Origin of the sequence: Streptosporangium roseum DSM 43021 (assembly GCF_000024865.1) — a bacterium.
GTDB classification, from domain to species: domain Bacteria; phylum Actinomycetota; class Actinomycetes; order Streptosporangiales; family Streptosporangiaceae; genus Streptosporangium; species Streptosporangium roseum.
Genome location: NC_013595.1, coordinates 5,832,173 through 5,844,601, shown reverse-complemented (window position 1 = coordinate 5,844,601; position 12,429 = coordinate 5,832,173). Strand labels below are relative to the sequence as shown.

The window sequence follows — 12,429 nt, the reverse complement described above, 5'->3', positions numbered from 1 at the left end:
GCCCGACAGAGAGGAACCCCACATGAAAGTCACCGTGGACGAGGCCAGATGCTGCGGTGCCGGCCAGTGCGTGCTGATCGTGCCGGAGGTGTTCGACCAGCGCGAGGACGACGGCATCGTCATCCTGCTCGAACCCGAGCCCGCCGCGGACCGGCACGCCCTGGTCCGCGAGGCCGCCGCCGTCTGCCCGGCCGCCGCCATCGAGGTGAGCGAGGAGGCGTGAGCGCCAAGCACGTTCGGCCCCTTTGACCAGGTAGATCGGGGGCATGGGTAGCACCGCGATCCCACGACGAGCCTGGCGAGGCAGCCGGCCTCGCCAGGTCGTTCCGGGGACGTGTCCTCCGGTGGCAGGCCCGACGTCGGCGAGGCCGCTACCGGGGGAGGATGCTGATGCCCAGCATGCGTGCCCCCGTCTCCGTCCGCGGGCGGTGCGTGCTGCCCGGTGCGAACACCACGTAGCTGCCCGGCCCGAGCCGGTGCCCCCGGTCGATGAACTCGCCCGACACCACGAAATAGCGTTCCTCGCCGTCGTGCACGTCAACCTCGGGCCACTCGGCTCCGGGAGCGAAGTCGTACATCCAGCCGCGAGCCCACTCGGTGGTCGGCAGCCGCCGTCGGAGGATCCCGGTAGCGACCTCAACGGGTTCGATCTCGTCAACGTTCAGGATCTGAATATCTTGCGTCATGACCTCATCGTCGTGGCAGGTGCCCGCGCCGGCCCAGTGTCCGGATTGACACCCATGGGTATTTTTCTGCCATGAGTGTTCACCGGGTGGTCGCACTGGTCCTACCGCCGCAGTCCACGTTCGAGCTCGCGTGCGCCGCCGAGGTCTTCGGTGTGAGCCGTCCCGGCCTGCCCGCCCGTTACGACTTCGAGGTGTGCGCGGAGCGCCGGGGCTCCGTGCCGACGCTGGCGGGCTACCACATGGCGGTGGATCAGGGACTGTCGGCACTCGCGGCCGCGGACACGGTGGTGATCCCCGGCTGGCAGCACTCCGGACAGCCCGCCCCGCCCGCCGTGATCGACGCGCTACGGCAGGCCCACCGGCGAGGCGCCCGCGTCGTCGCGATCTGCTCGGGCGCCTTCCTGCTGGCCCAGGCGGGGTTACTGGACCACCGCCGGGCGACCACGCACTGGCGGATGGCGGCCGAGCTGGCGGACCGGTTCCCCGGCGTCCAGGTCGAACCCGACACGCTGTACATCGACCTGGGCGATGTCGCCACCAGCGCCGGCAGCGCCGCGGGCATCGACCTGTGCCTGCACCTGGTCCGCGCCGACCACGGCGCCGCCTACGCCGCGCAGATCGCCCGGCACATGATCATGCCCCCGCACCGCGAGGGCGGGCAGCTCCAGTACGCCACGCATGCCGCCCCCGACCGCCTGCCCGACTCCCTGGCCCCCGTTCTCGACTGGGCCGCCGAACGGCTGCACGAGCCCCTCACCGTCGACGACCTCGCCGCGCGGGCCAGGGTCTCCACGCGGACACTCGCCCGCAGATTCGCCGACCAACTCGGCGTCAGCCCCGGCAGATGGTTGCTCCGCCAACGCGTCACGGCGGCTCAAGCCCTCCTGGAGGAGTCGGATCTCCCGGTGGAGACGATCGCGACCAGAGTCGGTCTGTCCTCGGCCACCAACCTCCGCAGGCACTTCCACTCCATGGTGCACACCACACCCGCCACTTACCGGCGGTCCTTCGGCCGTCACACCAGTGGCTCGCAGCCGAGCTCCTGAGGTTCCGCCCGGCGGCCACGGCCGCGGGGACGGCATCAGCCTCTCCGGCGTCCTCGCCGCGGACGTCGAGGCGGAGCCGATCGCCGCCCCGGTAGGCCGCGACGACGTCTCCTGCCGCGGCCCGGCACGCAGGGCGTCACCGCTGACGCTCTGGCTCCTGGACGAACAGCGCGGCGGAAATGGTGCGGGTGGACGAAGCCCGCCGCTCCCGCTGTCATCAGGATGAACGGATGGCTGACCTGAACCACCTGCAGAGCCTGCTCGACAGCGAGGCGAGATCCCTCCACGTCCCCGGTGCGGCCGTCGGCGTGCTGCTCGACGGCGCGGAGCACATCCTCACCACCGGCGTCACCAGCGTCGACGCGCCGGCCCCCGTTACGGGCGACACGCTGTTCCAGATCGGGTCGACCACCAAGACGCTCACGGCGACGACGATCATGCACCTCGTCGAGCGCGGCCGCCTCGACCTGGACGGGCGCGTGCGGCGGTATCTGCCCGGCTTCCGGCTCGCCGACGAGCGGGCCGCGGCCGAGCTGACCATCCGGCATCTGCTCACCCACACCGGCGGATTCCTCGGTGACATCGACGACGGCGAGAGCTGGGACACCTCGGCGCTGGCCGACTCGATCGGCGCCTACGACCAGCTGCCCCAGCTCTTCCCGCCCGGCGCGCTCGCCTCCTACAACAACGCCGGGTTCAGGCTGCTCGGCAGGATCGTCGAGGTCGTGTGCGGCGAGCCGTACGAGAACGCGGTCAGGCGCGTCGTGCTCGAACCCCTGGGCATGAGCTCCAGCTTCTTCTTCCCCTGGGAGGCCGCGACGCGACCGCACGCCGTCGGGCACGCCGTACGGGAGGAAGGCCCGCAGGTCGCGCACACGTGGGGGCTGTTCCGCGAGGGCATGGCCGAGGGCGGGCTGGTGTCGTCGGTGCGCGACCAGCTGCGCTACGCCGCCTTCCACCTGGGCGCGGGCGGAGAGGTGCCGGTCGCCGCCGCCACCAGGGAGCTGATGCAGGCGGAGCACGTCCGGGTCGGGGTGCCGTGGACCGGCATCGGGCTGCCGTGGCTGCTGGAGGAGCAGGCGGGCGTGCGGCTGGTCACGCATGGCGGCAACATCGGCAACCTGCAGCTGTCCACGTTCGTGCTGGCGCCCGAGCGCGGCTTCGCCGTCACCACGCTCACCAACTCCGCGTCCGGCAAGGTGCTGGGCAAGCTGGTGACCGACTGGTGCCTGGAGCACCTGCTCGACGCCAAGCCGCAGGCCGTACGGCTGGCGCTGCGCGGACCCGCGCCGGAGTACGCGGGCAGCTACGACGCGGGGCAGTGGACCTTCGAGGTCGACGAGGGGCTGACGGCGCGATTCGTGCTGCGCCCCGAACTGGTGGCCGCGGGGGTGGAGGGCATGCCCGACATGCCGCTCGCGCTGGTCGAGGGCTGTGACGACGTGGCGATCGCCGCCGACCCGCGGCAGGCCGTCGGCCGCTTCCTGCGAGACGACGCGGGTGAGGTCGCCTTCCTGCACCTGGGCGGCAGGGCGGCCCGGCGGATCCGCTGACCTGCCGGCGCGTCCCGGGATCGGCAACCTGGCCGGATCGCGCCCGGCTCCTGCGCCTTCTCCACATGTGGGACGACGAGGGGGGTAGCCCCTGAGGCAGGGTCGGGCGGGCGCCTGCCAGCCCGCCGCGGCCTGTGCGCGGCGGATCGGCCGCCACCGGGAGGACATCTGCCGTCCGGTGGTCGCTGCCCACACCGGAGCCGTGCGCGCCTACGACGTGATCTTGCTACGCGCTGCCGGCACGGAGGATTCGCTCCCCCAGTCCGCGCAGGTACCGGTGGAACTCCGGCGGGTGGACGACGTCGAAGTCCGCCCCGGTAGCGGCCAGGATGAGCACCGGCCAGTCGAAGTCGTCCACCTGCAGGCGCAGCCGGCACGAGCGGTCGCCGTCGGGCTCCACCCGGCCCCCGGCGACGGCCGTGATCGCTTCGACGGCGGCGGCCGGGGCGTGCACGCGCACGGTGATGTCCCATCGCGTGGGGCGAGAGCCGAGCCGGTCACGGACGAAGGCCGCGGCGTCGGCGGCCGGCAGCTCACGCTGGCGGAATCGGGCGCCGGTGGCGGCGGCATCGGTGAGGCGATCCAGCCGGAAGACGCGCCAGTCGGCCCGGTCGAGGTCCCAGGCGACCAGATACCAGCGCCGCCGCAGTGAGACCAGCCGGTACGGCTCGACCAGCCGGGCGGCCGGCTCGCCCGACGGCGGTGTGTAGGTGAAGGTGAGCCGTTCGTCGTCGCGGCACGCCTGGGCGATCACGGTCAGCGTGGTCGCGTCCGTCCGGGGGCCGTCCAGCGGTGAGGTGACGGTGAAGGCGCGCAGCGCGTCGACCCGGCGGCGCAGGTGGGGCGGCATCACCTGGACCACCTTGGCCAAGGCGCGCAACGAGGTCTCCTCGATGCCCTCGACGGTGCCGCCGGCGGCGGTGCGCAGGCCCATCGCGATCGCCACGGCCTCATCGTCGTCGAGCAGCAGTGGCGGCATCACCGCACCCGACTGGAGCTGGTAGCCACCGGACAGGCCGCGGCCGGCGTGGACGGGATAGCCCAGCCCGCGCAGCCGGTCGATGTCGCGCCGCAGGGCGCGCTCGCTCACCCCGAGCCGGTCGGCGAGCTCTCCGCCCGGCCAGTGGCGATGGGTCTGCAGCAGCGACAGCAGGCGCAGCGTGCGCGCACTCGTATTGGCCATGGATCCAGGATCCCGCCCTTTCCGGTCAGAAAGTGACCGGAATGGACTCTAGCGTTGCCGTCGTAACCGAAACGGTGGAAGGAACGCACATGAAGATTCTGGTGACGGGCGCGACGGGCTTCGTCGGCCGCAACGTGGTGGACCAGTTGCTCGGGGCGGGCGTCGAGGTGCGGGCGCTGACCAGGAACCCGGCGACCGCCGGACTGCCACCGCAGGTGGAGGTCGTGCGGGGCGACCTGGCCAAGCCCGAGAGCGTCGCGCCCGCGTTCGACGGGGTCGACCGGATGTACCTGTTCCCGGTGGAGGAGACCGCCCGGGAGATCCTCGCGCTGGCCGGGCAGGCCGGAATCCGGCGGGTGGTGGACCTGTCGGGGGCGTCGGTGACCGCGGGCCTGCACACCAACCCGGTGGAGCAGGCGGTCGAGGAGTCGGCGATGGCGTGGACGCACGTGCGGCCGTGCGGGTTCATGGCGAACATGCTGCAGATCTGGGCGCCGTCGGTCCGGGCCGAGCGGGTGGTGCGCTACCCGTTCGCCGACGAGCCGGCGATGCTCGTGCACGAGGCCGACATCGCCGCCGTCGCGGTGGCCGCACTGCTGCAGGACGGTCACCACGGCCGGGCCTACACGGTGACCGGCCCCGGCCTGGTCACCGTCCGCGAGCAGGTCGCGGCCATCGGCGCGGCGCTCGGCGAGGAGGTCCGCTACGAGGAGGTCACCCGCGAACGCGCACGGGAGCTGATGAAGGCACAGGGCGGATTCGCCGCCGAGTCGGCCGACCTCATGCTCGGCTTCGTCGAGTACGGCGGCGACGCCCCCGAGGGCGGCGGCTACGCCGAACAGGACTGGTCGGCACTGATGCGCGTCTGGCCGGACGCCGAGCAGGTCACCGGCCGCCCGCCGCGCACGTACGCCGAATGGGCCCGCGACCACGTCGCCGACTTCCGCTGACCCCCTTCCCCGGCCACGTTTGAAGCACCCCAATGCTCGCCGGTTCCTGCGTGTGCCGACCCTCTGGCGGCGCTGCCGCAGCAGGTGCGACTGGTGCAGCACGGTCTCCCGGCGGACGTCGAGCACGGCGGTATAGGTGATACCGGACGACAAGTGAAGCCTCTCGCTTGAACTTGATCTCTTTGCAAAGACCAGTTCTAAGCGCCTATCCAGAAGTTCTGCGCGTAACGGGTGGTGAGATCGCCGAGGCGGAGGGGGATTGACATGGGCCTCACCGGGAGTTGGATCGAGGTTGCTCACACCGTCTCTCCGGCCCCGGCGAGGTCATATCAAAGTAGAGGGCGGGATACCCTGCCTGCGGTGCCTCGAACCACGTGACCGGAGGAGTCGATGCTGAGATGACGGCAGGGCGACCGATGCCCACACAGGACGACGTGCTCGGGTACTTCAACACGCTGTCGAACTGGGGACGGTGGGGCGACGACGACGAGCTCGGCACTCTGAACCACATCACCGACGACGTCCGGCTGGCGGCGGCGCGGGCTGTGCGCCACGGCAGGAGCGTGTCGTGCGCATGGGAGGTTGCCGTACCGGAAGACATGGAGCGGTCGACGACGACGTGCCCGTGCGCCGCCGACATGCCGGGTGCCGAGGACATGCCGGTGCCCGGATTCCGCGCCGACCGGCGCTGGGGCTTTTCGTCCGAGCGGCTCGGCATCACGTTCCACGGCAACACCCTCACCCACGTCGACTCGCCGTGCCACATCTTCTGGGACGGCACGATGTACAACGGGCGGTCGCACTCGTTGGTCGACGCCGCAACGGGATCGGCGTGGGCGGCCGTCACGGCGGCGGCGAACGGGATCATCACGCGTGGTGTCCTGCTGGACATTGCGACAGTCCGCGATGTGCCGTGGTTGGAACCGGGGCAGGGTGTGTTTCCCGACGACCTCGAGGAGGCCGAGCGTCGCCAGGGTGTGCGGGTGCGATCCGGCGATGCGGTACTCCTGCGGACCGGCTATGGCCGCGTCCGGCACGAGGCCGGTGAGGCCGGCGGTTTCACGCAGGCCGGCTGGCACGCGTCCTGCCTGCCGTGGCTGCATGAACGGGAGGTTGCGCTGATCGGCGCTGACACCCCCCAGGACGTTCAGCCGTCGGGGTACGAAGACGTATTGATGCCGGTTCACGCCGTGAGCCTCGTCGCGATGGGTCTGTGGATGCTCGACAACTGCGACCTGGAGGTGTGCGCGAGGACGGCTGCCGAGCTCGGCCAGTGGGACTTCCAGCTCGCAGTCGCGCCGGTCCGCTTCGCCGGTACGTCCGGCAGCCCGGTCAACCCGATCGCCACATTCTGACCGCGGTTCACGAGGGGGTGCGATGCCGTGAAGGACCCGGCCCGCACCTGGAACGCGGTCGTGGTCGGTGAGGACACGCCGTGCTGGTCGGGAACCAGGCGGCACGAGCGCCTCAAGGCGGGGTGTTGCAGCGTGCGATGGCTGCCGGCCGGACTGACGTTGGATCCGCCGTCCGGCCGCCCGCCCCGATCAGGACCGAGCGGCTCGTGCTGCGCGAGTCGCCAGGCTCGGGATCGTGTGGCGTTCGTCGAGCTGTTCGACTCACTTCCCCCGTGGCGACCGACGTCCCGGACGGCGACGCAGCAGGAGACCGCGATGGGGAGCAACAGCAGGTACGACCGTGCCCGACCCATCGGCGACCGCGATCAAGCTGATTAGCAGGGGCTTCACTCATGTCTGCGTTCTGGAGGCGAGGAACGCCCGGGGCTACCCAGCGTGATCAAGGCTCGCCGGGAGAGGTTCACTGACGGCCCCGGGCTCCGGCGCCGTCCCGAGCGGCGGTTATCCCGTTGAAATGCCGCGGGGTGGATCGTACGCTGACCGCAGGTGCTCCCGCCGGGTCAGGCCCGGCCGATCACGAGAAGGCGATGCCATGGCCACCGCCCGGTCACTCCGGGGCGGATGACGAGACGGCCGTTCCGACGGCCGGTTCGGTGCGTGTGAACACGCCTGTTCGTCGTGCCCCGGTCTCGCGGAGATTCTCTCGTCCGCGCGGCGCCGGTCGCCGCGCACCTGATCTGGAGCACATGAAATGTCGCACAACTCCCTGTCCGCGTGGTACGCGGACTTCTTCACCGAGCTGCCCAACGCTTTCTGGCGGGCGGCCGTACCCGAGCGGACGACCGCGGCCGAGGTCGGCTTCGTCACCCGCCTGGCCGGGCTCGGTCCCGGTTCCCGGGTGCTGGACGTGGCCTGCGGCAGCGGCCGGCACGCCCTCGAACTCGCCCGGCGCGGCTACCGGGTCACCGGCCTGGACGTCTCGGCCGAGGCCATCGCCCACGCCCGCGCCGCCGCCGCGGGCGAACGGCTCGACCTCGACCTGCGTCAGGGCGACATGCGGGCGCTTCCCGCCGGCGTCCGGGCCGATGCGGCGATGTGCATGGGCAACGTCTTCGGCTACCTGGAGCATGCCGGCACGCAGGAGTTCCTCGCGGACCTCGCCGGGCTCGTCGTGCCCGGAGGCACGCTCATCCTGGACTACGGGTTCGTGGCCGAGTCGCTGCTGCCGAACCTGACCCTGGAGGAGCCGCCGATGACGTTCGGCGGCGTCGAGGCCGTCTCGGTCAACGAGTACGACGCGGTGAACAGCCGCTGGCTCACCTCGTTCACCTTCCGCCGGGGCGAGCAGGAGCACCGCGGGACCTCCGTGCAGCACGTCTACACCGTCGCGGAGGTCGTCCGGCTGGTCACCGAGGCCGGCTTCACCGGCGTCGAGCTGTACGGCGACGCCGACGGCACGCCGTTCCGGTTCGGCAGCCCCAGGCTGCTCCTGGTGGCGCGACGGCCGTAGGCCACCGGCCGCGATCGGGGGTTTCCTTGATCTGTTGGGATTGGGCGTTCATAGCGCCGCCAATCCCAACAGATCAAGGAAAACCCCTGCACCGCCCCTCCCCGGCCCGCGCAGCGGGGAGCACTCCGTACGGCGCCGCACGGAAGGGCGGCCCCCGGCCACTCCACCCACCCTCGCCGCGCTTTTGACCTTCCATCCCGTACGGCGCCGCGCGGATGGACACCCCTGAGCCGGAACGGAGGTAAACGGGCACCGCTGGCGCTGCCCGCCACCGGCGGAACCCGTCCATCACATCCGTGGACGCAACCGCGGCTGAGACGAGCCGGGTCACTCGCCGCCGCCATGCATGGTTGTCGGTGCGGTGCGGTGCGGTGCAGGGCGGTCAGCTCGATCACGCTCCGTACCGTCACGGCCATCGCTGACAGGATCTCAGTGCGGTGAGAAGGGTGTTGATGTCTGTTGCCACAAACGGATCGCCAACACCCTTCGCCGTTCCCGCAGCCCGAACGGCGTGGGACTTGTCCGTCCAGCGCGCGGCTCGGGGGTCGAGGAGAATCGGAACTGCGACCGTACGTGGATTTTCCGGTTCAGTCGACGAAATGTGATTGTTTCACGTCGGCGGATTCGGGATTACCCGCAGTGAACCTCGTAGGCGTGCGCGGAGTACGAGATTCCGCCGTACTCCAAATACCCGATGGCGTAAACGCACTTCCCCTTCAGGTATTTGTAGACCGGACCCGCGTAATAGCGGTAATTCTTGCTGCTGCCGGCCGGCGGGTCCAACGCGGCAGGGCTGCCGCCGTCACTCAGTGAGACGTATATATTCTGTGCCTTGCCGTCCCATGCCGCCTTCGCTCGGGTGATGGCACAGTTCTTTCCGGTGGAAGAATTGTAATAGATGCTGAGCTCTCCGGGGATGCTGGAGCTGAAGACGCTTTTCAGCGGATACGACTTCAGGAAGTTGTATCCGGAGCCGCACGTTCCGCCGGTGGCCGCGGCGGGGTTGGCTGCCGTCATGACCGTGGCGGCGGTGATGACCGCGCAGGTGAGACCCGCTTGGATTTTGGTGCGCAGGGACAAGGCGATCCTTGGGTTCGGGGGGGAGGTGCTGATCTTGATCAGTAGACTATCGCCCCTGCGACATCTCGGCCGAGCGCGGTCCGGGTCGCAGCCAGGTCCCTGGCGCGCCCGGACGGGCGTTCGGTGCGCAGGAGGCCGCGGCCGTGGACGCTCCTGCCCGGTGAGCGATGTCAGCGATCGTCGGACGCTCCACGGAACCCCCGGCTGAACCGGTTATTCGACGCGCCCTCGCCGCCGGCCCCATCGCCCTCACGTGTGCGCGTGATCGCCGTCAACCGCGAAACTTGCCGTCGAATGTCCGGCTTAGTGGCCTTGGATTAAGGATGGGTCACATCGTTAACGCGCCGTTGACATCGTTGTCACCGCCGCCGTACCTTCATCGTGCTTATCCGGTTAAGTCAACTCTGCCTCACCCCCTAGCAGGAGGACACCGTGAACAAGCACATGGCCGCCATAGCTGCCATCACCAGTGCCGGACTGCTGGCCAGTGCCTGCGCGACCAGCACCGCCCCCCAGCCGAGCAGGCTCCGACCACCGGACCGGCCAACCTCACGTTCTGGATGACCGGCTCCGAGGACGAGGCCTCGGTCATGCAGAAGGCCGCCGACCTCTACACCCGGTCCCACCCGGACGTGAAGGTCAAGGTCTCGCCGCTGAGCTGGGAAGATGAAGGACAAGTGGGCCACCACCCTGCTGCCCGCCGGACCCGCCGGGCAGGGCGCCTTCATCGGCGGCCGGATCGTCGGCGTCATGTCCTACAGCAAGCACGCCGCCCAGGCCGCCGACTTCATCTGAATCCTTTCAGCGTGGAGACCCCCGCTTTTAGTCGTGGGGAGGAAACGCGGCACGGTGCCGCGGGGTTTGGTAGGTTCAACTCGTCCAGCGGCGATAACCAAACCACTGGACCTATCGCCGGGCTGGCGAGATGTGAAGCCTGTGGAGGCTATGTAAGACCGTTGGGCGGTTCCCCGTCCCTCGCCTTAACCGGAACGGCAATCGCCCGTGAAGCAGGAAGATCCAACCCGCGAGGGCTGGAATCCCCCGGCTTCAGCCGTGGGGAGGAAGTCAACAAGTCCCTCTACACCCCCCAGGGCCCCGGCAAGTTTGTGATTTGGTCGGTGTGATCACTTCGGTCCGAGGTTGAACAGGTCGAGGACGCGCTGGTGGTCGTAGCCGTGCTCGCGGCGGGCGTGGGCGATATTGACATGGCCCGCTCGGCGTAGGGTGCCGGTGGCGAGGTTGCGGAAAGCGGCCAGGGCGCGGGGCAAGGTGGCGGTCCGTGCTTGGCAGGCGTCCTCGGCGAAGGTGACATCGCGGACGTGATGGACGCCGTTTTCGATGGCTTTCCAGTGGCCGCGGACGTAGGCGGCGAGGTGGGCCGGTCCGGCCTGCCGCGCGGTCAGGTCGGTGATGCCATAGCAGACCTCCTTGCTGTGCCGTATGCCATCCAGGCCGCCGCGGTGGCGCAGGACACGGAAGACCTGAGCGGCATAGGGGAAATCGATGCCGTCGGCCGGGGCTGTGCGAAGGATGCGGTACTCGGTACGGCCGTGCCCGCGGTGGGTCTCGCGGTGGGTGACGGCGGCGAAGTCGGTGTCGGTACCGGTCAGCGCGGTGATGGCGGTGGCGTGCAGGGTGGGCTGGTTGGCTTTGACGATCATGACGTAGTGCGCGTGATGCTCCTCGATCAGTAGTCGTGCCGAGGCGCGCTGGGTGTCCAGGGCGTCGGCGGTGATGACCGCGCCGGCCAGGTCGGTGCCGCCGGCCTGACGCAGCAGTGCGTCCAGGGCGCCGATCTCGCTGCTTTTGGCGGGGATCTGGCGTTGGGCGTGGACGGTGGCGTCAAGGTGGGCGGCCAGGCTGATCAGGTGAACGCGGCCGCCGTCGGGGTGGCGGGCGCCTTTGAGGCGTTTGCCGTCGACGGCGTAGGCCGGCAGCAGGCCCGGTGCCGGGGTGGGAGATCGGTGGGCGGCGCGGCGGGCTTCGCGCTCGGTGCGCCGGCTTGCCGGTGCCGGGAGGCGGTCGTGTGTTTCGGCGGCGGGCAACCCGGGTGGCCGGTTGAGGAAGGTCGTCAGGCAGGCGTCGAGTTCGTCGCCGTCCAAGGCGGCCAGGACGCGGCGGATGGTGCGTTCGCTGGGCGGCCGGTGCAGGCCGGTGAACGGGTCGCGCCAGATGTGCAGGTCGGCCAGGATGTGCTGGGGGGCGTTGTCGGCCCACTGTTCGATCGCGGTCAGGCAGTCGCCGCCCACCGCCACGGTGGCGCATGCCACGATCGCCAGGATCGAGGCCAGGCAGTGGCGCCGTCCTCGTGTTGAGCGCGGGTCGGAAATCAGGGTGAACCGGTCGATGAGGTCCAACCGGGCGGAAGAATCGGTGTTCGTTTGCCCAATCTGCTCGCGGCCGACAGCGTTGATCAGCGATGATGGCGCGACAGGCACGGTTTCCTCATTCGATCAGGCGGCTTTAGACACCTCTGATCTTCGGGAACCGTGCCTTTTGGTCGTTGCGGGCTTGGCGTTTCCTTACCTGTCCTGCCTATGCCGATGGACCACTACGAACGAACCCGTTCAAAACATCAACTCGCCGGGGCCCTGGGCCTAGGTGCGGGGCGATCGCGTCCAGCGCTCGGCCGATCCGGTCGTCGTTGAGGAGGTCGGCCTCGATGCCGAAGGCCTCGCCCACGGCCCAGGCCTGGGCCCAGTCGGCCACGTGGACCAGCGGTGCCGGAGAGGTCAGCCGGTTGGCGAGCAGTACCTCGATGACTTGGCCGTGGGTGAGTTCGGCCAGGTCACCCACGGGGCAGAGGGCATCGACCGCATCGGCGATCTTCAACTTCCGGCAGAAATTCGCCACTACCGGCAGCGCCCCGAGGGTCTTTTCCACACTTGGGACACCGAACTGCGCGCGTTGTCTCACGACCGCATGTCGTACCGGTTCCGAGCCGCTCGATCAAGTCGGCGACTCAGCCGGACCCCACTCATCCCAACGTGCGGAAAACGGGGCTAGCCCCAATGCCGGTTAGTTAAGGTTCTGGTGCGCTTGTCAGGGCTGGTCCAGCGAGGATGT

The 12,429-nt window shown here is 69.8% G+C and carries 12 protein-coding genes; 7 read left to right on the top strand and 5 right to left on the bottom strand.

From position 1 onward, the window contains the following. The first annotated feature begins 22 nt into the window (after nucleotides 1-22). The gene (locus SROS_RS25680; RefSeq protein WP_012891831.1) at nucleotides 23-223 is read left to right on the top strand and encodes a ferredoxin; all 201 of its coding nucleotides are present in this window, start codon (nucleotides 23-25) and stop codon (nucleotides 221-223) included. A 148-nt stretch (nucleotides 224-371) separates the two neighbouring features. Here SROS_RS25680 and SROS_RS25675 read toward each other — a convergent pair whose 3' ends face one another. Further along, entirely contained in the window at nucleotides 372-686 is a 315-nt protein-coding gene (locus tag SROS_RS25675; RefSeq protein ID WP_012891830.1) for a cupin domain-containing protein, read from the bottom strand. Between the two features lie 71 nt (nucleotides 687-757). Here SROS_RS25675 and SROS_RS25670 point away from each other — a divergent pair, with 71 nt between their 5' ends. Next, entirely contained in the window at nucleotides 758-1,732 is a 975-nt protein-coding gene (locus tag SROS_RS25670; RefSeq protein WP_012891829.1) for a helix-turn-helix domain-containing protein, read from the top strand. 230 nt (nucleotides 1,733-1,962) lie between these two features. Beyond that, nucleotides 1,963-3,285, top strand: coding sequence for a serine hydrolase domain-containing protein (locus tag SROS_RS25665; protein ID WP_012891828.1), 1,323 nt, complete (start codon nucleotides 1,963-1,965; stop codon nucleotides 3,283-3,285). A gap of 226 nt (nucleotides 3,286-3,511) precedes the next feature. Here the strand turns inward: SROS_RS25665 and SROS_RS25660 are convergent, their stop codons facing one another. Beyond that, on the bottom strand, nucleotides 3,512-4,468 hold the full coding sequence (locus SROS_RS25660) for a helix-turn-helix transcriptional regulator (protein ID WP_012891827.1): 957 nt from the start codon (nucleotides 4,466-4,468) through the stop codon (nucleotides 3,512-3,514). Nucleotides 4,469-4,557: 89 nt separating this feature from the next. On the opposite strand from SROS_RS25660, the gene SROS_RS25655 reads away from it, so the two are divergent. The 3 genes from SROS_RS25655 to SROS_RS25645 all read left to right on the top strand — a co-directional run bounded on the left by SROS_RS25655 (nucleotide 4,558) and on the right by SROS_RS25645 (nucleotide 8,283). Next, nucleotides 4,558-5,418, top strand: coding sequence for an SDR family oxidoreductase (locus tag SROS_RS25655; protein WP_012891826.1), 861 nt, complete (start codon nucleotides 4,558-4,560; stop codon nucleotides 5,416-5,418). 416 nt (nucleotides 5,419-5,834) lie between these two features. Then, nucleotides 5,835-6,773 carry a cyclase family protein gene (locus SROS_RS25650; protein WP_043652935.1) on the top strand — a complete coding sequence of 313 codons (939 nt, stop codon included), beginning with the start codon at nucleotides 5,835-5,837 and terminating at the stop codon, nucleotides 6,771-6,773. A 751-nt stretch (nucleotides 6,774-7,524) separates the two neighbouring features. Further along, nucleotides 7,525-8,283 carry a class I SAM-dependent methyltransferase gene (locus SROS_RS25645; RefSeq protein WP_012891824.1) on the top strand — a complete coding sequence of 253 codons (759 nt, stop codon included), beginning with the start codon at nucleotides 7,525-7,527 and terminating at the stop codon, nucleotides 8,281-8,283. Nucleotides 8,284-8,913: 630 nt separating this feature from the next. On the opposite strand, the gene SROS_RS25640 is transcribed toward SROS_RS25645, so the two are convergent. Further along, a complete protein-coding gene (locus SROS_RS25640) occupies nucleotides 8,914-9,363 on the bottom strand; it encodes a hypothetical protein (RefSeq protein ID WP_012891823.1) in 450 nt (149 codons plus the stop codon). 666 nt (nucleotides 9,364-10,029) lie between these two features. Between SROS_RS25640 and SROS_RS53975 the strand changes: the two genes are divergently transcribed. Then, the gene (locus SROS_RS53975; protein WP_281047960.1) at nucleotides 10,030-10,158 is read left to right on the top strand and encodes a hypothetical protein; all 129 of its coding nucleotides are present in this window, start codon (nucleotides 10,030-10,032) and stop codon (nucleotides 10,156-10,158) included. A 329-nt stretch (nucleotides 10,159-10,487) separates the two neighbouring features. On the opposite strand, the gene SROS_RS25635 is transcribed toward SROS_RS53975, so the two are convergent. Together SROS_RS25635 and SROS_RS25630 are read right to left on the bottom strand one after the other, a co-directional pair. Beyond that, on the bottom strand, nucleotides 10,488-11,801 hold the full coding sequence (locus SROS_RS25635) for an ISAs1 family transposase (RefSeq protein WP_012891822.1): 1,314 nt from the start codon (nucleotides 11,799-11,801) through the stop codon (nucleotides 10,488-10,490). Nucleotides 11,802-11,898: 97 nt separating this feature from the next. Continuing rightward, a complete protein-coding gene (locus SROS_RS25630; protein WP_218919702.1) occupies nucleotides 11,899-12,246 on the bottom strand; it encodes a DUF4277 domain-containing protein in 348 nt (115 codons plus the stop codon). Nucleotides 12,247-12,429 lie beyond the last annotated feature (183 nt).

Excerpts from the sequence above, each read along its gene's own strand:
- SROS_RS25680 (WP_012891831.1), top strand. The coding sequence starts at position 23 with ATGAAAGTCACCGTGGACGAGGCCAGATGCTGCGGTGCCGGCCAGTGC.
- SROS_RS25675 (WP_012891830.1), bottom strand. The coding sequence starts at position 686 with ATGACGCAAGATATTCAGATCCTGAACGTTGACGAGATCGAACCCGTT.
- SROS_RS25670 (WP_012891829.1), top strand. The coding sequence starts at position 758 with ATGAGTGTTCACCGGGTGGTCGCACTGGTCCTACCGCCGCAGTCCACG.
- SROS_RS25665 (WP_012891828.1), top strand. The coding sequence starts at position 1,963 with ATGGCTGACCTGAACCACCTGCAGAGCCTGCTCGACAGCGAGGCGAGA.
- SROS_RS25660 (WP_012891827.1), bottom strand. The coding sequence starts at position 4,468 with ATGGCCAATACGAGTGCGCGCACGCTGCGCCTGCTGTCGCTGCTGCAG.
- SROS_RS25655 (WP_012891826.1), top strand. The coding sequence starts at position 4,558 with ATGAAGATTCTGGTGACGGGCGCGACGGGCTTCGTCGGCCGCAACGTG.
- SROS_RS25650 (WP_043652935.1), top strand. The coding sequence starts at position 5,835 with ATGCCCACACAGGACGACGTGCTCGGGTACTTCAACACGCTGTCGAAC.
- SROS_RS25645 (WP_012891824.1), top strand. The coding sequence starts at position 7,525 with ATGTCGCACAACTCCCTGTCCGCGTGGTACGCGGACTTCTTCACCGAG.
- SROS_RS53975 (WP_281047960.1), top strand. The coding sequence starts at position 10,030 with ATGAAGGACAAGTGGGCCACCACCCTGCTGCCCGCCGGACCCGCCGGG.